The 21,577-nt window shown below is 60.0% G+C and carries 21 protein-coding genes; 13 read left to right on the forward strand and 8 right to left on the reverse strand.

The genetic code is table 11. From position 1 onward, the window contains the following. Positions 1-442: 442 nt before the first annotated feature. A complete protein-coding gene (locus HF257_RS03615) occupies positions 443-1,936 on the reverse strand; it encodes a CoA-acylating methylmalonate-semialdehyde dehydrogenase (protein WP_185705351.1) in 1,494 nt (497 codons plus the stop codon). Positions 1,937-1,975: 39 nt separating this feature from the next. Continuing rightward, positions 1,976-3,325, reverse strand: a complete 1,350-nt coding sequence (locus HF257_RS03620) for an aspartate aminotransferase family protein (RefSeq protein WP_016977052.1) — start codon at positions 3,323-3,325, stop codon at positions 1,976-1,978. A gap of 125 nt (positions 3,326-3,450) precedes the next feature. Here HF257_RS03620 and HF257_RS03625 point away from each other — a divergent pair, with 125 nt between their 5' ends. From HF257_RS03625 to HF257_RS03650, 6 genes are all read left to right on the forward strand, one after another. Next, on the forward strand, positions 3,451-4,371 hold the full coding sequence (locus HF257_RS03625) for a LysR family transcriptional regulator (protein ID WP_185705349.1): 921 nt from the start codon (positions 3,451-3,453) through the stop codon (positions 4,369-4,371). An 80-nt stretch (positions 4,372-4,451) separates the two neighbouring features. Continuing rightward, on the forward strand, positions 4,452-5,846 hold the full coding sequence (locus HF257_RS03630; protein WP_185705387.1) for a uracil-xanthine permease family protein: 1,395 nt from the start codon (positions 4,452-4,454) through the stop codon (positions 5,844-5,846). An 87-nt stretch (positions 5,847-5,933) separates the two neighbouring features. Next, the gene (locus HF257_RS03635) at positions 5,934-6,593 is read left to right on the forward strand and encodes a TetR/AcrR family transcriptional regulator (RefSeq protein ID WP_185705347.1); all 660 of its coding nucleotides are present in this window, start codon (positions 5,934-5,936) and stop codon (positions 6,591-6,593) included. Between the two features lie 12 nt (positions 6,594-6,605). Beyond that, positions 6,606-7,187: an IMPACT family protein gene (locus HF257_RS03640; RefSeq protein ID WP_185705345.1), complete on the forward strand. Its 582-nt coding sequence runs from the start codon at positions 6,606-6,608 to the stop codon at positions 7,185-7,187. Positions 7,188-7,236: 49 nt separating this feature from the next. Then, on the forward strand, positions 7,237-7,923 hold the full coding sequence (locus tag HF257_RS03645) for an SDR family oxidoreductase (RefSeq protein ID WP_185705343.1): 687 nt from the start codon (positions 7,237-7,239) through the stop codon (positions 7,921-7,923). 155 nt (positions 7,924-8,078) lie between these two features. Then, entirely contained in the window at positions 8,079-9,437 is a 1,359-nt protein-coding gene (locus tag HF257_RS03650) for an 8-oxoguanine deaminase (RefSeq protein WP_185705341.1), read from the forward strand. A gap of 137 nt (positions 9,438-9,574) precedes the next feature. Here the strand turns inward: HF257_RS03650 and HF257_RS03655 are convergent, their stop codons facing one another. Then, complete coding sequence (locus tag HF257_RS03655) at positions 9,575-10,666, reverse strand: calcium:proton antiporter (RefSeq protein WP_185705338.1); 1,092 nt, start codon at positions 10,664-10,666, stop codon at positions 9,575-9,577. A gap of 193 nt (positions 10,667-10,859) precedes the next feature. Between HF257_RS03655 and HF257_RS03660 the strand changes: the two genes are divergently transcribed. Beyond that, on the forward strand, positions 10,860-11,813 hold the full coding sequence (locus tag HF257_RS03660) for an adenosine deaminase (RefSeq protein WP_021493192.1): 954 nt from the start codon (positions 10,860-10,862) through the stop codon (positions 11,811-11,813). A gap of 76 nt (positions 11,814-11,889) precedes the next feature. On the opposite strand, the gene HF257_RS03665 is transcribed toward HF257_RS03660, so the two are convergent. From HF257_RS03665 to HF257_RS03675, 3 genes are all read right to left on the reverse strand, one after another. Next, complete coding sequence (locus tag HF257_RS03665) at positions 11,890-13,260, reverse strand: MFS transporter (RefSeq protein ID WP_185705336.1); 1,371 nt, start codon at positions 13,258-13,260, stop codon at positions 11,890-11,892. Between the two features lie 105 nt (positions 13,261-13,365). Continuing rightward, positions 13,366-14,061 (reverse strand): ArsR/SmtB family transcription factor, encoded by a 696-nt coding sequence (locus tag HF257_RS03670; protein WP_185705334.1) that lies wholly within the window; start codon positions 14,059-14,061, stop codon positions 13,366-13,368. A gap of 134 nt (positions 14,062-14,195) precedes the next feature. Further along, positions 14,196-15,125 (reverse strand): LysR family transcriptional regulator, encoded by a 930-nt coding sequence (locus tag HF257_RS03675; protein WP_185705332.1) that lies wholly within the window; start codon positions 15,123-15,125, stop codon positions 14,196-14,198. Between the two features lie 118 nt (positions 15,126-15,243). Between HF257_RS03675 and HF257_RS03680 the strand changes: the two genes are divergently transcribed. From HF257_RS03680 to HF257_RS03690, 3 genes are all read left to right on the forward strand, one after another. Next, a complete protein-coding gene (locus HF257_RS03680) occupies positions 15,244-15,537 on the forward strand; it encodes a putative quinol monooxygenase (RefSeq protein ID WP_185705329.1) in 294 nt (97 codons plus the stop codon). Between the two features lie 25 nt (positions 15,538-15,562). Beyond that, a complete protein-coding gene (locus HF257_RS03685) occupies positions 15,563-16,576 on the forward strand; it encodes a zinc-binding alcohol dehydrogenase family protein (RefSeq protein ID WP_185705327.1) in 1,014 nt (337 codons plus the stop codon). A gap of 145 nt (positions 16,577-16,721) precedes the next feature. Next, on the forward strand, positions 16,722-16,904 hold the full coding sequence (locus tag HF257_RS03690) for a hypothetical protein (protein WP_185705325.1): 183 nt from the start codon (positions 16,722-16,724) through the stop codon (positions 16,902-16,904). A gap of 8 nt (positions 16,905-16,912) precedes the next feature. Here HF257_RS03690 and HF257_RS03695 read toward each other — a convergent pair whose 3' ends face one another. Both HF257_RS03695 and HF257_RS03700 read right to left on the reverse strand, forming a co-directional pair. Beyond that, on the reverse strand, positions 16,913-18,106 hold the full coding sequence (locus HF257_RS03695; protein WP_185705322.1) for a Bcr/CflA family multidrug efflux MFS transporter: 1,194 nt from the start codon (positions 18,104-18,106) through the stop codon (positions 16,913-16,915). Positions 18,107-18,191: 85 nt separating this feature from the next. Then, positions 18,192-18,383, reverse strand: a complete 192-nt coding sequence (locus HF257_RS03700; RefSeq protein ID WP_185705320.1) for a heavy-metal-associated domain-containing protein — start codon at positions 18,381-18,383, stop codon at positions 18,192-18,194. A 147-nt stretch (positions 18,384-18,530) separates the two neighbouring features. Between HF257_RS03700 and HF257_RS03705 the strand changes: the two genes are divergently transcribed. The 3 genes from HF257_RS03705 to cueR all read left to right on the forward strand — a co-directional run bounded on the left by HF257_RS03705 (position 18,531) and on the right by cueR (position 21,577). Continuing rightward, the gene (locus HF257_RS03705) at positions 18,531-18,911 is read left to right on the forward strand and encodes a hypothetical protein (RefSeq protein ID WP_185705318.1); all 381 of its coding nucleotides are present in this window, start codon (positions 18,531-18,533) and stop codon (positions 18,909-18,911) included. A 66-nt stretch (positions 18,912-18,977) separates the two neighbouring features. Beyond that, on the forward strand, positions 18,978-21,179 hold the full coding sequence (locus HF257_RS03710) for a heavy metal translocating P-type ATPase (RefSeq protein WP_185705316.1): 2,202 nt from the start codon (positions 18,978-18,980) through the stop codon (positions 21,177-21,179). Further along, the gene (cueR, locus tag HF257_RS03715) at positions 21,176-21,577 is read left to right on the forward strand and encodes a Cu(I)-responsive transcriptional regulator (RefSeq protein WP_185705314.1); all 402 of its coding nucleotides are present in this window, start codon (positions 21,176-21,178) and stop codon (positions 21,575-21,577) included. Before HF257_RS03710 ends, cueR begins: the two co-directional genes overlap by 4 nt.

The following is a 21,577-nucleotide window of genomic DNA, read 5'->3' on the forward strand; positions in this document are numbered from 1 at the left end:
ACCCACACGAATTGCTTGATTCAGTTGTTAAAGAGCGGTTGGTTAAGATCTTTCGTCTCAACCGAGGCGCGCATTTTACAGCAGCCTCATTTGCTGTCAAGTGATTATTTTCAGAAGCTTTCGAAGATTTCTTCAACAACTTCAACCACTTGCGCTTCCGATCACTCGTTAGCGGGATGCGAATTCTACAGCGTTACACGCTGCTGTCAACACCTCTTTTTCAACTTCTTGCGGGCTTCGATGAGCTGAAGCAACTGACTGCCGAAACCTACATAACCCATTGTTTACCAAGGAGTTTTCCGTTTCGACTGCGCCGGAAGTGGGGCGAATTATAGGCCTCCAGAATCTGCCGTCAACCTGTTTCTTCACATTTCTGTCATATAGGTCAGAAAACCCCCAAAAACACAAAAGCCGGCCCCAAGGGGCCGACTTTCAGCTCATGTTACAAGCTAGGGAACGCGAACTGCGAGGCTTCATGGCTGGCCCGCTGCGGCCAACGCTGAGTGATCGCTTTGCGACGGGTATAGAAACGCACCCCATCCGGCCCATAAGCGTGCAAGTCGCCAAACAGCGAGCGCTTCCAGCCACCGAAGCTGTGATATGCCACCGGCACCGGCAGTGGAACGTTCACACCCACCATGCCCACTTCAATCTCGTCACAGAACAGACGCGCGGCTTCACCGTCACGAGTAAAGATGCAGGTACCGTTGCCGTATTCATGATCGTTGATCAACTGCATCGCCGCTTCCAGGCTATTCACCCGCACCACGCACAGCACTGGCCCGAAGATCTCTTCTTTATAGATGCGCATCTCAGGCGTTACGCGATCAAACAGGCTGCCACCCAGGAAGAAACCTTCCTCATGTCCGGCAATGCTCAAGCCGCGCCCATCAACCACCAACTCAGCCCCCGCCGCCACACCGTCTTCGATATAGCCACTGACCTTGTCCCGCGCCTGCCCCGTCACCAACGGCCCCATATCCAGCCCGCAAGAGGTGCCGGCACCAATCTTCAGCGCCTTGACCTGCGGCACCAGCTTGGCGATCAACGCATCCGCTACCTGGTCGCCCACGCAGACAGCCACCGAGATCGCCATGCAACGCTCGCCGCACGAACCATAGGCCGCGCCCATCAAGGCACTGACCGCGTTATCCAGGTCTGCATCCGGCATCAACACCGCATGGTTCTTCGCACCGCCCAGGGCCTGCACGCGTTTACCGCGTTTGGTGGCTTCGGAATAGATGTACTCGGCAATCGGTGTCGAGCCCACAAAACTCAGCGCCTTCACCTCCGGCGCTTCGATCAGCGCATCCACCGCGCCCTTGTCACCGTGCACCACGCTCAGCACGCCCTTAGGCAGACCGGCTTCCTGCAACAGTTGTGCAATCAACAGCGTCGAGCTCGGATCACGCTCCGACGGTTTCAGGATGAAACAGTTACCGCAGACAATCGCCAGCGGGTACATCCACAGCGGCACCATCGCCGGGAAGTTGAACGGGGTGATACCCGCTACCACGCCCAGAGGCTGGAAATCCGACCACGCATCAATATTCGGTCCTACGTTACGGCTGTATTCACCCTTCAGAATCTCCGGCGCCGAACACGCGTACTCAACGTTCTCGATCCCGCGCTTCAATTCACCAGCCGCGTCCTCCAGCGTCTTGCCGTGCTCTTCGCTGATCAACTGCGAGATACGCGCTTCGTTTTGCTCCAGCAATTGCTTGAAACGAAACATCACCTGGGCACGCTTGGCCGGCGGGGTATTACGCCACGCAGGAAACGCAGCCTTGGCCGAGTCGATAGCCTGCTGAATAGTTTCACGACTGGCCAACGGCACCTGGTGAATCACTTGGCCGGTGGACGGGTTGTACACATCGGCACTACGGCCGCTGTCACTGACCAACTCACCGTTGATCAAATGCTGGATAAGGCTCATGCAGGGCTCCTGAAAAGTTGTTCTATAAAGAAGGAGAAATCAGTCGATCTTGTTCAGCACTTCGCCGACCGCGTCGAACAGACGATCCAGGTCCTGCGGCTTGCTGTTGAAGGTTGGCCCAAACTGCAGCGTGTCGCCGCCAAAGCGCACGTAGAAACCGGCCTTCCACAAGGCCATGCCGGCCTCGAATGGACGCACGATGGCATCACCGTCACGCGGGGCAATCTGAATCGCACCGGCCAGGCCATAGTTGCGAATGTCGATTACGTTCTTGCTGCCCTTCAAGCCATGCAGCGCATTCTCAAAGTGCGGCGCGACTTCGGCTACGCTCTGCACCAGGTTTTCCTTCTGCAGCAGGTCCAATGCCGCCAGGCCAGCCGCGCACGCTACCGGGTGCGCCGAGTAGGTGTAACCGTGTGGGAATTCCACCGCGTACTCAGGCGTGGCTTGGTTCATGAAGGTCTGATAGATCTCGCTGCTGGCAATGACCGCGCCCATCGGGATTGCACCGTTGGTGACTTGCTTGGCGATGCACATCAGGTCCGGGGTTACACCAAAGCTGTCGGCACCGAACATCGAGCCGGTACGGCCGAAACCGGTGATCACCTCATCGAACACCAGCAAAATGTTGTGCTGGTCGCAGATCTCGCGCAGACGCTTGAGGTAACCCTGTGGCGGCACCAGCACGCCAGCGGAACCCGCCATCGGCTCAACAAACACCGCAGCGATGTTCGAAGCATCATGCAGCTCGATCAGCTTGAGCAATTCATCGGCCAAGGCAATACCGCCTTGCTCCGGCATGCCACGGGAGAACGCATTGCTCGCCAGCAAGGTGTGCGGCAGATGGTCAACATCCATCATTGCCTGGCCAAAAATCTTACGGTTGCCGTTCACACCACCCAGGCTGGTACCGGCGATGTTTACACCGTGGTAGCCACGGGCGCGGCCGATCATCTTGGTCTTGGTGGCCTGGCCTTTTAGGCGCCAGTAGGCGCGCACCATTTTCACCGCGGTATCAGCGCACTCAGAACCGGAGTCGGTGAAGAACACGTGGTTCAGGTTGCCCGGGGTCAGGTCGGTAATCTTTTCTGCCAGTTGGAAGGACAGCGGATGACCGTATTGGAACCCCGGCGAGTAATCCAGGGTGCCCAGTTGCTTGGCAACCGCCTCTTGGATTTCCTTACGGGTATGCCCGGCGCCGCAGGTCCAAAGACCCGACAACGAGTCGTAGACCTTGCGCCCCTTGTCATCCGTCAACCAGCTGCCTTCAGCGGCCACGATCAGGCGCGGGTCACGCTGGAAGTTACGGTTGGCGGTATAGGGCATCCAGTGCGCGTCCAACTTCAGTTGGCTGGCCAGGGACGATGGGGCGTTTTCGGGCATGTTCATCAGCAAAACCTCGCAAGGCAAAAGGCAGCGTCGGGATTGAAAAGCGTTGTTGCAGCTAAATTGCCACGGCGATAAAGTCGGTGAAATTCAACTCTTCTAACCTTCAGTCAGGCCTTTACTAAACTATGAGCAGCCGTCGACCCGATCCACTGGCCCAAGTCAGCGACTTCGACATACGCCTGTTGCGCATCTTTCGCAGCGTGGTGGAGTGCGGTGGTTTCTCGGCGGCAGAAACCGTGCTTGGCATCGGTCGTTCGGCGATCAGCCAGCAAATGAGTGATCTTGAGCAGCGCCTCGGCTTAAGACTCTGCCAACGCGGGCGCGCTGGGTTTTCCCTGACCGAAGAAGGCCGCGAGGTCTACCAATCCGCCCTGCAGCTATTAAGTGCCCTGGAAAGTTTCCGCACTGAGGTCAACGGCCTGCACCAGCATTTGCGCGGCGAGTTGATCATCGGCCTCACGGACAACCTCGTCACCCTGCCCCACATGCGCATTACCCACGCGTTGGCACAGCTGAAGGAGCGCGGTCCGGACGTGCAGATCCAGATCCGCATGATCGCCCCCAACGAAGTGGAACAAGGTGTGCTCGACGGTCGACTGCACGTCGGCGTGGTGCCGCAAGCCAGCGCACTGTCAGGACTGGAATATCAACCGCTGTACAGCGAACGCTCATTGCTCTACTGCGCGGTTGGCCACCCTCTGTTTTATGCCGACAACAAACAACTAGACGACACACGCATCGACAGCCAGGACGCCATCGCCCCCACCTTCCGCTTGCCAGCCGACATCCAGGCGCACTACCAGGCCCTCAACTGCACCGCCAGTGCATCTGACCGCGAAGGCATGGCGTTCCTGATCCTCACTGGCCGCTACATCGGCTACCTGCCCGATCACTACGCCAGCCTATGGGTGCAACAAGGCCGACTGCGTGCGCTGAAACCGGCTACACGTTTTTACGATTTAAGCCTCGCATCGGTCACGCGCAAGGGCCGCCGCCCCCATTTGGTGCTGGAAAGTTTCCTGGAAAGTCTCGCGGCAACCCGCTAACGCGGCGTCGCGGCAAAAAGCTGAGCAGTTGGACAGTTTTTTGCAAGAGCACAAGGACATCGACCTTGAGCTTGCCCGCCATGCCACCAGAATCGTCCAGCAACAGCGACCTGATCTACGGACTCAACGACCGACCAAAACCCGCGCCTGCCTTATTGGCCGCACTGCAACATGTGCTGGCCGCTTTCGTGGGCATCATTACTCCGCCATTGATCATCGGCTCTACCTTGGGCCTGACCGCCCACTTGCCCTACTTGATCAGCATGGCACTGATGGTCTCCGGCGTCGGCACCTTCATCCAGGCGCGTAGGCCGTTTGGTATCGGCGCCGGGATGATCTGCCTGCAAGGCACCAGCTTCGCGTTCCTCGGCGCAGTATTGTCGGCGGGCTTCCTGGTGAAGCAACGTGGCGGCAGCCCGGAAGACATCATGGCGATGATCTTCGGCGTGTGCTTTTTCGGCGCTTTGGTGCAAATCGTGCTGAGCCGCTTCATCGGCCAACTGCGCCGGGTGATCACACCGTTGGTGACCGGAATTGTGATTACCCTCATCGGCATCAGCCTGATCAAAGTAGGCATCACTGACCTGGGCGGCGGTTTCAACGCGCCCGACTTTGGCGCGCCCACCAACCTGGCGTTGGGCGTGTTCGTGGTGTTGACGATCATCTTGCTCAACCGTTCCAACACCCCCTGGGTACGGCTCTCGGCGATCATCATCGGCCTGGCCCTTGGCAGCCTGGCGGCTTGGTTCAGCGGCAAGCTCGTACCCCAAGCCCTGCCCGATCTGCCGCTGGTCAGCCTGCCAATTCCCTTTCGCTTCGGCTTCAACTTCGACTGGAGCGCTTTCCTACCGATCGCGCTGATTTACCTGATCAGCAGCATCGAAACCGTCGGCGACCTGACCGCCAATTGCATGATCGCCCGCCAGCCCATCAGTGGCCCCTCCTATATAAGCCGGCTCAAGGGTGGCGTATTGGGTGATGGCGTCAGTTGCATGATCGCCGCCACGTTCAGCGCCTTCCCCAACACCACGTTTGCCCAGAATAATGGCGTGATCCAACTCACCGGCGTGGCCAGCCGTTATGTCGGTTTATACATTGGCGTGGTGTTGTTTTGCCTCGGATTGTTTCCGTTGATTGGCGCAGTGCTGCAGCAAATCCCCAAGCCCGTTCTGGGCGGCGCAACGCTAGTGATGTTCGGCAGCGTGGCCGCTGCCGGTGTGCGTATCCTGGCCCAGGCGCCGTTGGACCGTCGCAGCATGTTGATCATCGCCACTTCCTTTGGCGTCGGCCTGGGCATCGCCGCCCAACCGAACCTGCTGCACCTGATGCCAACCCTGGTGCAGAACCTGTTCGATTCGGCCATCACCAGCGGCGGCCTGACGGCCATTGTGCTGTGCCTGTTATTACCGGAGGCCAAGGCCAGCCCCATTGCCGCAAACCACACATCGGAAAGCGACACACTCGAACCGCTTTGACGGTTTTATTGCATCGGGACTTGTCTGGGGCTTGAGGGTGGGTTATCTGTGCACACGTCGTCTCTATCGATCAGCACGGAAACCTCCATGAGCCTCGAAGTTCCTGCCCACAGCAACCCCACCGGAAAACCCGCCAGCCGTATTCGGCAAAAGAACGAACAAGCGATCCTCCAGGCTGCTGAAGACGAATTCGCGCGCCATGGCTACAAAGGCACCAGCATGAATACCATTGCTGCCAGTGCCGGACTGCCTAAAGCCAACTTGCATTACTACTTCACCAATAAGCTGGGGCTGTATATCGCGGTACTCAGCAATATCCTCGAACTGTGGGACAGCACATTCAACGCGCTGACCGCCGAGGACGATCCCGCCATCGCCTTGAGTCGCTATATCCGCACCAAGATGGAGTTTTCGCGACGTCATCCCCAAGCCTCGCGGATCTTCGCCATGGAGATCATCAGCGGCGGCGAATGCCTGACCGAATATTTCAGCCAGGACTATCGCGCCTGGTTCAGCGGCCGTGCCGCGGTGTTCCAAGCCTGGATAGAGGCCGGCAAGATGGACCCCGTCGACCCGGTGCACCTGATCTTCCTGTTGTGGGGCAGCACCCAACATTACGCCGACTTCGCCACCCAAATCTGCCGCGTCACTGGCCGTACCAAGCTGACCAAGCAGGATATGGAAGACGCCGGCAACAACCTGATCCACATCATTCTCAAAGGCTGTGGCGTCAAGCCGGCCCTATAAACGAAGCGCCTTATGTCTTTCACGCTGACCGGCCTTTGCGAATTTCGTGAAGAAATACGCAAAAGCCGCTTTATCACCCTTGCCGCCCCGATCACCAGCCCGCAAGACGCCCAGGCGTTTTTCGAGCAGCACAGCGACCTGAACGCCACGCACAACTGCTGGGCCTGGAAACTCGCCGACCAATACCGCAGCAATGACGATGGAGAGCCCGGTGGCACGGCGGGTCGACCAATCCTGGCGGCCATAGAGGCGCAAGGTTTTGACCAGGTCGCGGTACTGGTCATTCGCTGGTACGGCGGCATCCAACTCGGCACCGGTGGTCTGGCCCGCGCCTACGGGGGTGGCGCGAACAAATGCCTGCAAAACGCCGAACGCATCGAACTGATCAGCCGGGTGCCGTTGAGCTGCGCCTGCAGTTTCTCCGAATTGAATCTGGTAAAACTGCGTGTCGCCGAACTGGGCGGGCTGGTGGTGGAGGAAACCTTTACCGCCAATGGCGTCGAACTACAGCTTGCCTTGGGTGAAGCACATATCGACACCTTGCAAACTCAACTCGCCGACCTCAGCCGTGGGCGTATCTTGCTACAACGCTGAAACTGCTTACATTGAACTCCCTGAACCGCGACTCCAAAGGAAGCTTTTCATGTCTACGCCAAAAACCGCACTGATCATCGGCGCCTCGCGCGGGCTGGGCCTTGGCCTGGTCAAGCAATTGCTCCAGGACGGCTGGGACGTGACCGCCACCGTACGAGACCCGAGCAAAGCCGATGCCCTGAAAGCCGTCGGGCCAGTGAAGATCGAGAAACTCGACATGGACGATCAGCAAGCCGTGATTGCCCTGAGCCAGCGCCTCAAGGACCGCACCTTCGACCTGTTGTTCGTCAACGCCGGCGTCAAAGGCCCCGCGAATCAGGAACCGGGCCACGCCACCCTGGCGGAAGTCGGCCAACTGTTTTTCACCAACGCCGTGGCACCGATCAACCTGGCCCAGCGGTTCGTCGGGCAGATCCGCAAAGACAGCGGCGTGCTGGCGTTCATGAGTTCGGTACTGGGCAGCGTGACCATCCCCGATGGCTCGGACTTGGCGCTGTACAAGGCCAGCAAGGCCGCGCTCAACTCCATGACCAACAGTTTCATCACCCAATTGGGTGATCAAAAATTGACCGTGTTGTCGCTGCATCCGGGCTGGGTGAAAACCGACATGGGCGGCGAAAACGCGCATATCGACGTCGACACCAGCGTGCGTGGCCTGGTAGATCAAGTGAATGCCTACACCGGTAAAGGCGGCCACCACTTCGTGGACTACAAGGGCGATACCATCGCCTGGTAACCGCCTCCCACACCATCTCGTCCATCCTCCTACAGATGGACGAGATCTCGAACTACACGTAATCTACTCCCTCGCCTTAACCGGCGACCCTGGATCAGCAGACAGGGCAACACTGAGCTGGCAAACCTGAACCCATCATTCAGAGGAGCCGGCCAATGCCTGCGACCCGTATCTGGTTAAAAAACCCCCTCGCAATTTTCACTGCCAATGGTCTCGATGCCCGTGGTGGCTTGGTGCTGCAAGACGGTGTGATCACCGAAGTGCTGGCCTTGGGACAAGAGCCCGCGCAACCCTGTGCACAAGTGTTCGATGCCCGCGAACATGTGATCCTGCCGGGCCTGATCAACACCCACCACCACTTCTACCAAACCCTGACTCGCGCCTGGGCGCCGGTAGTCAATCAGCCGCTGTTCCCCTGGTTGAAAACCCTGTACCCGGTCTGGGCGCGCCTCACCCCGGAAAAACTCGCCCTCGCCACCAAAGTCGCGCTGGCTGAACTGCTGCTCTCGGGCTGCACCACGGCCGCCGACCACCATTACCTGTTTCCCGATGGTTTGGAAAATGCGATCGATGTTCAGGTGCAAAGCGTGCGCGAACTGGGCATGCGCGCCATGCTTACCCGCGGCTCCATGAGCCTGGGCGAAGCCGATGGTGGCCTGCCGCCACAGCAAACCGTGCAGCAAGGCCAGGTGATCCTCGACGACAGCCAGCGTCTGATCCACGAATACCACCAGCGTGGCGATGGCGCGCAAATCCAGATCGCGCTGGCGCCCTGCTCACCGTTTTCCGTCACCCCGGAAATCATGCGCGCCAGTGCCGAACTGGCCGAAAAACTCGATGTGCGCCTGCATACGCACCTGGCGGAAACCCTGGACGAAGAAGACTTCTGCCTGCAACGCTTCGGCCTGCGCACCGTCGACTACCTCGACAGCGTCGGCTGGCTCGGCCCACGCACTTGGCTGGCCCATGGTATTCACTTCAATCCGGATGAAATTGCGCGCTTGGGCGATGCCGGCACCGGTATCTGCCATTGCCCAAGTTCAAACATGCGTCTGGCCTCCGGCATCTGCCCGACCTTGGACCTGCTCGCCGCCGGTGCGCCTATCGGTTTGGGCGTGGACGGCTCGGCGTCCAACGATGCGTCGAACATGATCCTCGAAGCACGCCAGGCCTTGTATATCCAGCGCTTGCGCTACGGCGCAGAAAAGATCACCCCCGAAGGCGTGCTGGGATGGGCGACGAAGGGTTCAGCGCAGTTACTGGGCCGTACGGACATCGGTGAGTTGGCTGTAGGAAAGCAAGCCGACCTGGCACTGTTCAAGCTGGATGAGCTGCGCTTCTCGGGTAGCCATGATCCGATTTCTGCGCTGCTGCTGTGCGGTGCAGACCGGGCGGACCGGGTGATGGTGGCGGGTAAATGGCGGGTGATTGACGGCCAAGTCGAAGGACTGGACCTCAAGGGTTTGATTGCTGATCACACCCAAGCGGCAAGAGCCTTGATCGCAGGAACTTGAGCCTGACGCAGCTCTAAATGTGGGAGCGGGCTTGCTCGCGAAGGCAGTGGTTCAGCCAACTCATGCGCTGACTGACAAGCCGCCTTCGCGAGCAAGCCCGCTCCCACATTGGGCCCTGTTGCGGTCAGTAAATCTGGTTAGAGTCCCAGCAACGACAACATGATAAAGGTGGCAAACAACACAAAATGCGTCATCCCTTCGATGGCATTGGTCTCGCCATCATTGAGGTTGATCGCACTGACAATCAGCGTGATAAACACCATCACCGTCTGCACCGGCGTCATCGCCATCTGGAACGGCTGGCCGGTATAGAGCGCCATGGCTTCCATCACGGGCACCGTCAGGATTACCGTCGACAACGACGCGCCCAAGGCAATATTCACCACCGACTGCATACGGTTGGCCAACGCCGCCCGCAATGCCGTCAGAATTTCCGGCGCCGCCGAAATGGCTGCCACCACAATCGCCGTGATCACTGGCGGCGCGCCCGTGCCTTCCAGGCCCAGGTCCAGGGTCTTGGACATCACCTCGGCCAGCGCACCAATCACAATCACGCCAAACACCAACGTACCGATGGAGAACGCCAGGTTCACCGGCGGCGACTCCTCTTCCTCCGGCTGCTTCTTGCGACGCTTCTCCGGGTAGCTGTAGCTGAAGAAATAACTGTGGGGCCCCACCTGCATCCGCAAGAACAAGGTGTACAACACCACCATCGCGCCGATGGTGAAGGCCGAGTAAATTTTCCAGTCGGCCTCGGGGATAAACTCCGGCACTACCATCGACACGCCCATGGCGGTGAGAATCATCACGCTGTAGCTGCGCGCCGAATCATCGTTGTAGGACTGTTCGCCATGCTTGATGCCGCCCATCAGCGCGGCCAGGCCGAGAATGCCGTTGATATCGAGCATCACCGCCGAATAGATCGTGTCGCGCACCAACGTAGGCGACGGCTCGTTGCTCATCATGATCGCCAGGATCACCACTTCCACCAGCACGGCGGCCAAGGTGAGGATCATGGTGCCGTAGGGGTCGCCGACCTTTTCGGCCAATTGCTCGGCATGATGGGCGACACGCATCGACGCCACCACGATAAACGCGATCAACACCACGCCACCGAGCAGCGCCACGCCCTGTCCGCTGTTGAGCATCCAGTGTTCCAGCGGGTACGCGGCAATGGCGGCAATCAGCGCCAGCAGCATGAATTTTTCTTGCTTGAGGGATGTGAGCATTCCGGGCCTTATCGAACAGCAAATCAGTCATTGATGGGGTGCAGACTACGGCACGCTGCTAACGTTTCGTTACACCTTAGTTCACGCGGCCCTTGTGCGAACGCAACAAAAACGATCCTGCTGGTCAGGTTTTGCCAATTATTTCAGCCATGGCCTGTAGAATGCCGCCATTGCACCTGATGAGAATTTAGAAATGTACGATTGGCTCAACGCCCTGCCCAAGGCTGAACTGCACCTGCACCTGGAAGGCTCGCTGGAGCCTGAGTTGCTGTTCGCCCTGGCTGAGCGCAACAAAATTGCGCTGCCGTGGAACGACGTCGAAACCCTGCGCAAGGCTTACGCCTTCAACAATCTGCAAGAGTTTCTCGACCTGTACTACAAGGGTGCCGATGTGCTGCGCACCTCCCAGGACTTCTACGACCTGACCTGGGCCTACCTGCTGCGCTGCAAAGAACAGAACGTGATCCACACCGAACCGTTCTTCGACCCGCAGACCCACACCGACCGTGGCATCCCCTTCGAAGTGGTGCTCAATGGCATCGCCGCTGCGCTCAAAGATGGCGAGCAGCAACTGGGCATCACCAGTGGTTTGATCTTGAGCTTCCTGCGCCACTTGAGCGAAGCCGAAGCCGAGAAAACCCTCGACCAGGCGCTGCCGTTCCGTGATGCGTTCGTGGCCGTGGGCCTGGACAGTTCTGAAATGGGTCACCCGCCGAGCAAGTTCCAGCGCGTGTTCGACCGTGCCCGTCACGAAGGCTTCCTGACCGTGGCCCACGCCGGCGAAGAAGGCCCACCCGAGTACATCTGGGAGGCCATCGACCTGCTGAAAATCCAGCGAATCGACCATGGCGTACGTGCCATTGAAGACGAGCGTTTGATGCAGCGCATCATCGACGAGCAAATCCCGTTGACCGTGTGCCCACTGTCCAACACCAAGCTCTGCGTGTTCGACGACATGGCCCAGCACAACATTCTCGACATGCTTGAGCGTGGCGTGAAAGTCACGGTCAACTCGGACGACCCGGCGTACTTCGGCGGTTATGTCACCGAGAATTTCCACGCGCTGCACACTGCACTGGGCATGACCCAGGACCAGGCCAAACGCCTGGCGCAGAACAGCCTGGATGCGCGGTTGGTAAAGCCATAAGCCGCACTCACTGGATGAATGCAGCCTAAATGTGGGAGCGGACTTGCTCGCTCCCACATTGGTTTTGTGTTGCCGGTTAAATCTCGGTGAGTTCTTCCAAAGTCTTGCCCTTCGTCTCCATCCCAAACACCCACACCACCAACGCCGCGACCGCAAAACACAGCGCGCCCAGGGCAAACACGCCACCCTGCCCGGTAATCGGAAACACCAGCCCGGTCACCAAGGGCCCCAGCAACGAACCGACCCGGCCAATCGCCGAGGCAAACCCGGACCCCGTCGCCCGTGCCGACGTGGGATATAGCTCCGGTGTGTAGGTGTAGAGCACCGCCCACATGCCAAACAAAAAGAACTGCATCAACAGGCCTGAGGTGATCAGAAGGCCCACGTTGCCGCCAAACACCGCACTCTGCCCGTACAAAAATGCCATTACCCCGCCACCCAGCAGCGTCACGACGCACACCGGCTTACGCCCCCACCGCTCCACCAGCCAAGCCGCCATCAAGAAACCGGGAATCCCGCCCAGGGAAATGATCACCGTGTAATACACCGACTGGGTTACCGCGAAACCCGACTGCTGCAACAGCGCGCTCAACCAAGACGTCAGCCCGTAAAAACCCAGCAAGGCAAAAAACCACACACTCCAGATCATCATCGTGCGTTGCCGGTACTGCGCCGACCACAGTTGCTGGAATGCCGAGAAGAATGTCCCGGGCGCACTCTCCACCCGTGGCAGGCGGATGGGCTCTGGTAGGTCGTGGCGACCTATCGAATCGCGGACTTTTTGCTCGATGCCCTGCAATACCTTGTCTGCCGCCTCATGCCGCCCAGCCTGTTCCAGCCAGCGCGGCGACTCGGGGATAAAAAATCGGATCGCCAGTACAAACACCGCCGGCACCGCCAACACCAGGAAGATGTCGCGCCAGCCAATCACCGGCAGCAAAAAGTAAGACAGCACCCCCGCTGCTACAAAACCCAGCGGCCAGAAGCCGTCCATCAGCGCGATATAGCGCCCACGCCCCTTGGCCGGAATCAGCTCGGACAGCATTGACTGCGCAATCGGAAACTCCATGCCCATGCCAATCCCCAGCAGGATGCGAAACAGCGTCAGCGTCTCCACCGTCTGCGCCGTGGAGCACAGGTAACTGGCGATGCCCCACAACACAATGCTCCACTGGAATACGGGTTTGCGGCCAAAGCGATCGGCGAGCATCCCGGACAACGATGCCCCTACCACCATGCCAAAAAAACTCGAACTGGCCAGCAACCCAGCCTGGGCTGTGCTCAGCCCGAACTCGGTTTTGATCGACCCCAACAGGAAGGTCATCATCGCCAGGTCCATGGAGTCGAAGAAAAACGCCAGGGCGATAATGATGAAAATGATTCGGTGGTAGCCGCTGATGGGCAACCGTTCCAGCCGTTCCGCTGCGCTATAGCCTTGCATACCCATGCCGCACCCCCTGTGTGAAGAATCCCCTCGGCGAGTGTGCGGCATGGTTTTTCCAGGTTATTGCTGGATGCGACCTGATTGAAACTCTGAACGACGCGACCGCTACTACGACTGCTCCGACGTTGCCAATCGCGCGATTTCCGTCAGGCCGATGTCACTTACCGTCAACGCTTGGGAGTCGTGGGCCACGCTGATCCAGTTCGACTGCAAGAACAGTTGCAGCAACCCGGCGCCCAACGCACCTCCCAGGTGCGGATGCTGTTGACTCCAATCGCAGCAGTCACACACCAATGGCATTGCCAGCGCCTGGATGAAAATACCCAGGTGCGCCAAGTGCCGCGCGCCCTTTAGCGTGACCTCAGTCCGATGCTCATAGCGCTCGATCCATCGCCCCGCCAACATCTGTTGGTACAACTGCGCCGCCAACTCGCCACCGAGGTGGCCACGGCATAACCGGGCACGTCGCAGCGACAACGGCGCCGCCAATGCGGGCAGTGCAACCTCTGGCGCGTTGCGTGCCGCGCTGGCCACTGTTGTGCAGGCCAAGGCATCGATAGCGGCGCTGACGTCTGGCGCCGCCATGCGAAACAGTCGCTTGCCGCGCCCGACCTCGACCCGCAGTAATCCGCTACCGATCAACCGACCCAGATGGGCGTTGGCCGATGCCGCTGTCAACCCGACAGACCTCGCCAGCTCCGAGGAGGATTTGGCCGAACCGTCCATCAAGGCCCAGAGCATCGCTGTACGTTTGGGATCGGCGAGCAAGCTGGCGATATGACTGATACAAGGTGCTTCTTCCATCGGTTCACTCCCTGTTAAATCGTTTGACTGCTGCGGTTGGCGTCAAAGTATAGGGGCGCAAACGCACGGTTCCGCAGCGTCCTACAGCGCAGATAGGGACAGCACTTGAGTGAAACTTCTGGAGAGCTTGAAGGCTACTGGCCGGTGATCAATCGCTCCGGCAACTGCGCACTTAATGTCGCACAGCGGGACACAAGCATTTCCCGCAGCAAGTTGATGGGTTTGCTCAACTGGGCGCGATGCGCGCACAACAAATTGAGCGGCGTTCGTTCGCCACGCAACTCCGGCAGGATCAAGCGCAAGCGCCCAGCCAGCACATCGGTGCTGACATCCAGCCAGGATTTGTAAGCAATGCCCACACCGGCTACCGCCCAGCGGCGCACCACATCTGCATCGTCACTGAAACGATCACCGCTGACCGTCAGACTGACTTCGCGCTTACCGTCGTAAAAGGTCCAGTGATCATGGACTCGGCTGCCGAGCATATAGAGCAGGCAATTGTGCTGAGCCAGTTGTTCCAAGTATCTCGGCTCACCATGGCGCGCAAGGTAACTGGGCGCGGCGCACAACACCCGCACATTTTCTGCTGCGACCGGGAGCGCGATGAGACTCGAATCCTCCGGTTCGCCGTAGCGCAGGGCGATGTCCACCGGTTGGCGAAACAAGTCGGCAATGCGATCCCCCAACAGCAGGCGTACGGTCAGTTGCGGGTACTCGCGCTGGAACTCATCCAGCCACGGCAGTAGTTGGTTGCGGCCGAAGTCCGAAGGCGCCGACAGCTGCAGCACGCCGCTGACATGGTCTTGGCCACTGGCCAATAGACGTCGCCCTTCGTCCAAAGAACTCAATGCGGCGCGGGCATATTCCAGGAAACCTTCACCTTCGGCAGTCAGGCGCAAGCTGCGGGTGGAGCGGGCCAGCAAGCGCGCGCCCAGTTGCTGTTCGATGCGCTTGAGCGCCGCACTGGCCACAGCAGGTGACAAATCCATCACCCGCGCCGCCGCCGACAAACTGCCCAAGTCGGCGGCGCGCACAAACAACTGCAAATCATCAAAACGCAGCATATATTTCCGCTCATTATCAATATTTTGTTGAAACAGACCTTTGTTTTAGCCGCTTTTATCTTCGTGGGAAATAGCCAATCATCTGTCCAGCCCGTTTATCACGTGTCTGGAGTCGAATATGTCCACAGCCTTTAACGTCATCGCCACGCTGATCGCCAAACCCGGCCAACAGGTCGTCCTGGAACCCTTGCTGCGCGGCCTGCTGGAACCTACCCGTCTGGAAGCCGGGTGCGAGCAGTACGACCTGCACCAGGACCTGCAACACCCAGAGACCTTCTACATGCTTGAACGCTGGAGCGACGAGGCCGCGCTGGCCGACCACGACCAGAGTGCCCACATCCAGAATTTCCGCGCCAAGGCGGCCGATGTGATCGAACACTTCGAACTCAAGCGCCTGAAGTTTCTTGCCTGATCACCGCCCATTTTCCGGAGCTCCCATGAAAGCCATTGCCTACTACACATCCCTGCCAATCAACGACCCAAACGCCCTGCAAGACATCGAATTGCCCGCGCCGGTCGCCGGCCCCCGTGACCTGCTGGTGGAAGTCAAAGCCATCTCCGTGAACCCGGTAGACACCAAGGTGCGCCAGAACGTCGCCCCGGAAAACGGCGCCGCCAAGGTGCTGGGCTGGGACGTGGCCGGTGTGGTCAAGGCTGTCGGCAGCGAAGTCACGCTGTTCAAGGCTGGTGACAAGGTGTTCTACGCAGGCTCCCTGGTACGCCCGGGCGGCAACAGCGAACTGCACACCGTGGACGAGCGCATCGTTGGCCACATGCCGAAAAGCCTCGGCTTCGCTGAGGCCGCCGCACTGCCGCTCACGGCTATCACCGCCTGGGAACTGCTGTTTGAGCGCCTGCAAGTGCGTGAAGGGAAACAGGATGAAGGCCAGAGCCTGCTCATCGTCGGCGCAGCCGGTGGTGTGGGTTCGATCCTCACCCAACTCGCCAGCCAACTCACCGCGTTGAAAGTGATCGGTACCGCCTCGCGCCCGGAAACCCAGGAATGGGCCAAGGCCTTGGGCGCCGACCTGGTGATCGACCACAGCCAACCGCTGAGCGAGGCGCTGAAAAACGCCGGCCAGGCACAGGTTACCCACGTCGCCAGCCTGACCCAGACCGACCATCACTTGGACCAGCTTGTTGACGCCCTGCAACCCCAAGGCAAGCTGGCGCTGATCGACGACCCAAAAACGCTGGACGTGAGCAAGCTCAAGCGCAAGAGCCTGTCGCTGCATTGGGAGTTCATGTACACACGCTCGATGTTTGAGACAACGGACATGATCGAGCAGCACAACCTGCTCAATCGCGTGGCCGAACTGATCGACGCCGGCACCTTGAAAACCACGGTGGGCGAGCACTTCGGCGTGATCAATGCGACCAACCTGCGCCGTGCCCACGCATTGCTGGAAAGCGGCAAGGCCAAGGGCAAGATTGTGTTGGAAGGGTTCTAAAAGGAGCGCTTGGGTGACGTCCGTTATTCACCAAGGTGATGGACGTCACCATTAGTCCGAAGGTTGACCTTTGTCATATTTGTGAGCGTATTCGGGTTTATATTGGCCGCCTTTGCCGCGTTTCTTTTACGTAAGGAGGTCAGCAATGAAGATCCTGATAAAAGCGTTAGCAAAATCCCCAGGCAACAAATGGCAGGTTCGTCTCGACGGTGATGCGTTCACCTTCCGCACCGAGGCCGAGGCCCGCGCCTTTGCCGACACCCTGCAAGCCCGTATCCAGGCGCCTCACCGCTTCCCACCCAGCCAGCAACGCTCCGCCGCTGGCTGATCGGCTTCCTAGACCTGCGCCTGTGCGGCCCTTGCCCGTTGCAGGCGCTGGGTCGACACCGCAATCGTCACGGCCAATACACCGCACAGGCTGATGACCATTGCCATCGGCATCGCGCTGCCATCGTGCAAGATCCCCACCAACGACGCCGCTCCCGCCGCTACGCCAAACTGAATGCACCCCAGCAGCGCCGATGCGCTACCGGCACGTGCACCCTGCCCGCTCATGGCACACGCCGAGGTGTTGGGCAAAATGCAGCCCAGGCTGGCGATGCAGATAAACAGCGGCACCAGCAATGGCCACAACGCATTGGTGTGCAATGCCGCAACACCGAGCAACGTCACCGCCGCCAACAGATAGACCCACACGCTGCGCGACAGCAAAAACGCTGGGCCGCGCTTGGAAAGCAACCGCGCATTGAGCTGCGCCACCAGGATAAAGCCCGCTGCGTTGGAGCCGAACAGCCAGCCGTAATGCTCGGCGGGCACGCCGTAGAGTTGGATGAAGACGAAGGGGGAGCCGGCGATATAGGCAAACATCCCGGCAATCGAAATACCGCCGGTGAGGGCGTAGCCGAGGTAGACCCGGTCGGACAACAGCGCGCCGTAGCGACGCAGCGAGCCGGACAGCGGCTGGCGTGGCTGATGGGCGGGAAAGGTTTCCGGCAAACCCACCGCGACAGCGATAGCGGCCATCACGCTGAACACGGTGAGCGCGAGGAAGATCGACTGCCAGCCCCACAACCCGACCATCACCCCGCCCGCCAGCGGCGCCAGGATCGGCGCCAGGCCGGTCACCAGCATCAGTTGGGAAAACACCTTGGCCGAACCCACTGCGTCACATTTGTCGCTGACCACCGCCCGGGAAATCACCATGCCCGCGCAACCGCCAAGGGCTTGCACAAAACGCGCGCCCGTCAGCCATTCCAGGGACGGCGCATAGGCACAGGCAAAAGAAGCCAAGGTGAACAAGGTGACGCCACTGAGCAGCGGCACGCGCCGGCCAAAGCGGTCGGCCAAAGGGCCATAGATCAATTGGCCGATCGCCAGGCCCGCGAAGTACACCGCCAGCGTTCGCTGGATATGTTTTTCGTCGGTGGCAAACGCGGCGGCCATCGCCGGGAAGCCCGGCAGGTAAAAATCGATCGCCAACGGTGCAAAGGCGCTCAAGGCACCCAGGATCAAAATTATGCGGAGGTTCATCAGGCACCCAAGTAGGACAGCAGCCCGACAGTCTAGCCGTGCTTGGGTGCCTTGAACATTACGATAGCTCGCTAACTATTAAAAATCAGGAGACGGTGTAGCCTTCTTCGCGGATCAAGCCGGCGATCACTTCCGCGCTCAGCTGGCTTTGCACACTGACTTGCTTGGCCGCGAGGTCCACCTTCACTTCAGCGGCCGGGTCCTGGCTCTGCACCGCCTGGGTCACGGCCCGAACGCAATGGCCGCAGGTCATTCCTTCAACGTTGAATACTTGCATGACATGACTCCTTTGATGAGGTTGGGTGTAATGTCGACCTTGCCATCATGGCAAGGTCAAGTTCTGTAATGTTCGGCCGGGCTGGTATTCGCAGGCGTGGTCGGCCAAGCTTCACCCATCTTGGATATGAACCATGGAGCATTCGCCATGCGCTGGTCGTTTTTTGCCCTTGCGGGCCTGATGGGTTTGTCTGCCGCTGCGCCCCTGGCCAATGCCGCAGAAGACTACGCGGTGCTGATCATTTCCCGCGAACGCCTGGAAGTGCCGACCAACTGCGAGATCGGCTTGTACCTCAATGACCAGTTGGCAGGCCGACTGTTCCAGGAGCAAGCCACCTCGTTCAACTTGCCGGCGGGCAACCTGTCATTGCGCTTGAAACTGCTGCCGGGCCAATCCCCAGGCTGCCTGCCGGGCCTGTTGGCGCCGCCGGCGCAGAACATCACGCTCAAGGCCGGTGACGTACGCAAGTTGCGCATCGCCCAGGGCCCGGACGGTATGTACCTCAAAGCCGCCTCACTGGAATATTAAACGCGCTTGACCTTACCCATAGGTCAAGGTTGATGCTAGGGGCAACTTCTTCTGGAGGACTGCCCCATGAATGGATCGACCACGTTTGACCTGCCCATCAGCGGCATGACCTGTGCCAGCTGTGCCGGCCGTGTCGAGCGCGCGCTGGGCAAGGTGCCGGGGGTGCAAAGCGTCAGCGTCAACTTGGCCAATGAACGCGCCCACGTTGAAGTGCAGGGCCAGTTGGACCCCGCCGTGTTGATCGCCGCCGTCGACAAGGCCGGCTATACCGCCAGCCTGCCCCAAAGTGAAACCACCACAGACGCAAACCAGGCACAACGCCTGCACCGCGAGCGCTGGTCGCTGCTGCTGGCCATTGCGCTCGCGCTGCCGTTGGTACTGCCGATGTTGGTAGAGCCCTTCGGCCTGCATTGGATGCTACCGGCCTGGGTGCAGTTCGCACTGGCCACGCCCGTGCAATTCATCTTTGGTGCGCGCTTCTATATAGCGGCCTGGAAAGCCGTGCGGGCCGGTGCAGGCAATATGGACCTGCTGGTGGCCATCGGCACCAGCGCCGGGTATGGCCTGAGTATTTATGAATGGCTTACCGCGCCAGCAGGCAGCATGCCGCACCTTTACTTCGAAGCCTCGGCGGTGGTGATCGCCTTGGTGCTGCTGGGCAAATACCTGGAAAGCCGCGCCAAACGCCAGACCGCCAGCGCCATTCGCGCCCTTGAAGCGCTGCGCCCGGAGCGGGCGATTCGGGTCATTGAAGGCCGCGAAGAAGATGTCGCCATCAGTGCGCTGAAATTGGGCGACCTGGTCATGGTCAAGCCCGGCGAGCGTTTCCCGGTGGACGGCGAAGTGGTCGAGGGTCAGAGCCACGCCGACGAAGCCTTGATCAGCGGTGAAAGCTTGCCAGTGCCGAAACAACCGGGGGACAAGGTTACCGGCGGCGCTATCAACGGCGAAGGCCGCTTGCTGGTGCGCACCCAGGCCTTGGGCGCAGAGAGCGTGCTGGCGCGAATCATCCGCCTGGTGGAAGACGCACAAGCCGCCAAGGCACCGATCCAGAAGTTGGTGGATAAAGTCAGCCAAGTCTTCGTTCCAGCGGTCCTGGTGCTGGCGTTGATTACCCTGGTGGGCTGGTGGCTGTACGGCGCGTCGATGGAGACCGCGATCATCAACGCCGTCGCCGTGCTGGTGATCGCCTGCCCTTGCGCCCTGGGCCTGGCCACACCCACCGCGATCATGGCCGGTACCGGCGTCGCCGCACGCTACGGCATCCTGATCAAGGACGCTGAAGCCCTGGAACGCGCCCATGAAGTGAGCGCCGTGGTGTTCGACAAGACCGGCACCCTCACCTCTGGCGCGCCGAAGATCGCCCATCTGGTAGCGGTGGATGGCAACGAAGCCCTGCTGCTGCAACAAGCCGGCGCATTGCAACGCGGCAGTGAACACCCGTTGGCCAAGGCGGTGCTGGATGCCTGCAGCGAACAAGGGTTGAACGTGGCAGATGTGAGCGCCAGTCAATCCCTTACCGGTCGCGGCATTGCCGGCACACTCGACGGTCGGCCACTGGCCTTGGGCAATCGCCGGCTGTTGGAAGAAAACGGTTTGAGCACGGGCGACCTGGCCGAGTCGGCCAAGGCTTGGGAAGCCGAGGGACGCACGTTGTCCTGGCTGATTGAGCAAGGTGTACAACCGCGTGTGCTGGGCTTGTTTGCGTTTGGCGACACCCTCAAGCCCGGCGCACTGGAAGCGGTGGAGCAACTCAAGGCCCGGCACATCACCAGCCATTTGCTCACCGGCGACAATCGCGGCAGCGCCCGTGTGGTCGCCGAGGCCTTGGGCATCGATGATGTGCACGCCGAAGTGCTGCCCGCCGACAAAGCCGCCACTGTCGCCGAGCTGAAAAAAACCGGCGTGGTGGCCATGGTCGGCGACGGCATCAACGACGCCCCGGCGCTGGCTGCCGCTGATATCGGTATCGCCATGGGCGGCGGCACCGACGTGGCCATGCACGCCGCCGGTATCACCTTGATGCGCGGCGACCCACGCTTGGTGCCGGCGGCCCTGGAGATCAGCCGCAAGACCTATGCGAAAATCCGCCAGAACCTGTTCTGGGCGTTTGTGTATAACTTGATCGGCATTCCCCTGGCGGCGTTCGGCCTGCTCAACCCGGTGCTGGCGGGCGCAGCCATGGCGCTGTCCAGTGTCAGCGTAGTGAGCAACGCCCTGCTGCTTAAAACCTGGAAACCCAAGGATCTGGAGGATCAACGCCCATGAACATCGGCCAAGCCGCCCGCCAGAGCGGGTTGAGCGCCAAGATGATTCGCTACTACGAATCCATCGGCCTGCTCAAAGCCGCCCACCGCACCGACAGCGGCTATCGGATCTATGGCGCGGACGATTTGCACACCCTGGCGTTTATCAAACGCTCGCGAGACTTGGGGTTTTCATTGGAAGAGGTCGGCAAGCTGCTAACGCTGTGGCAGGACCGGCAGCGCGCCAGTGCCGATGTGAAAGCGTTGGCGCGCCAGCATATCGAAGCGTTGAACCAGAAGATCCTGGAGCTGGGGCAATTGCGCGATACGTTGCAGGACCTGGTGGAGCACTGCCAGGGCGATGATCGGCCGGATTGTCCGATCCTCAAGGAACTGGCGTCGGGGAGTTGCTGCCCCTGA

Source organism: Pseudomonas cremoris, from assembly GCF_014230465.1.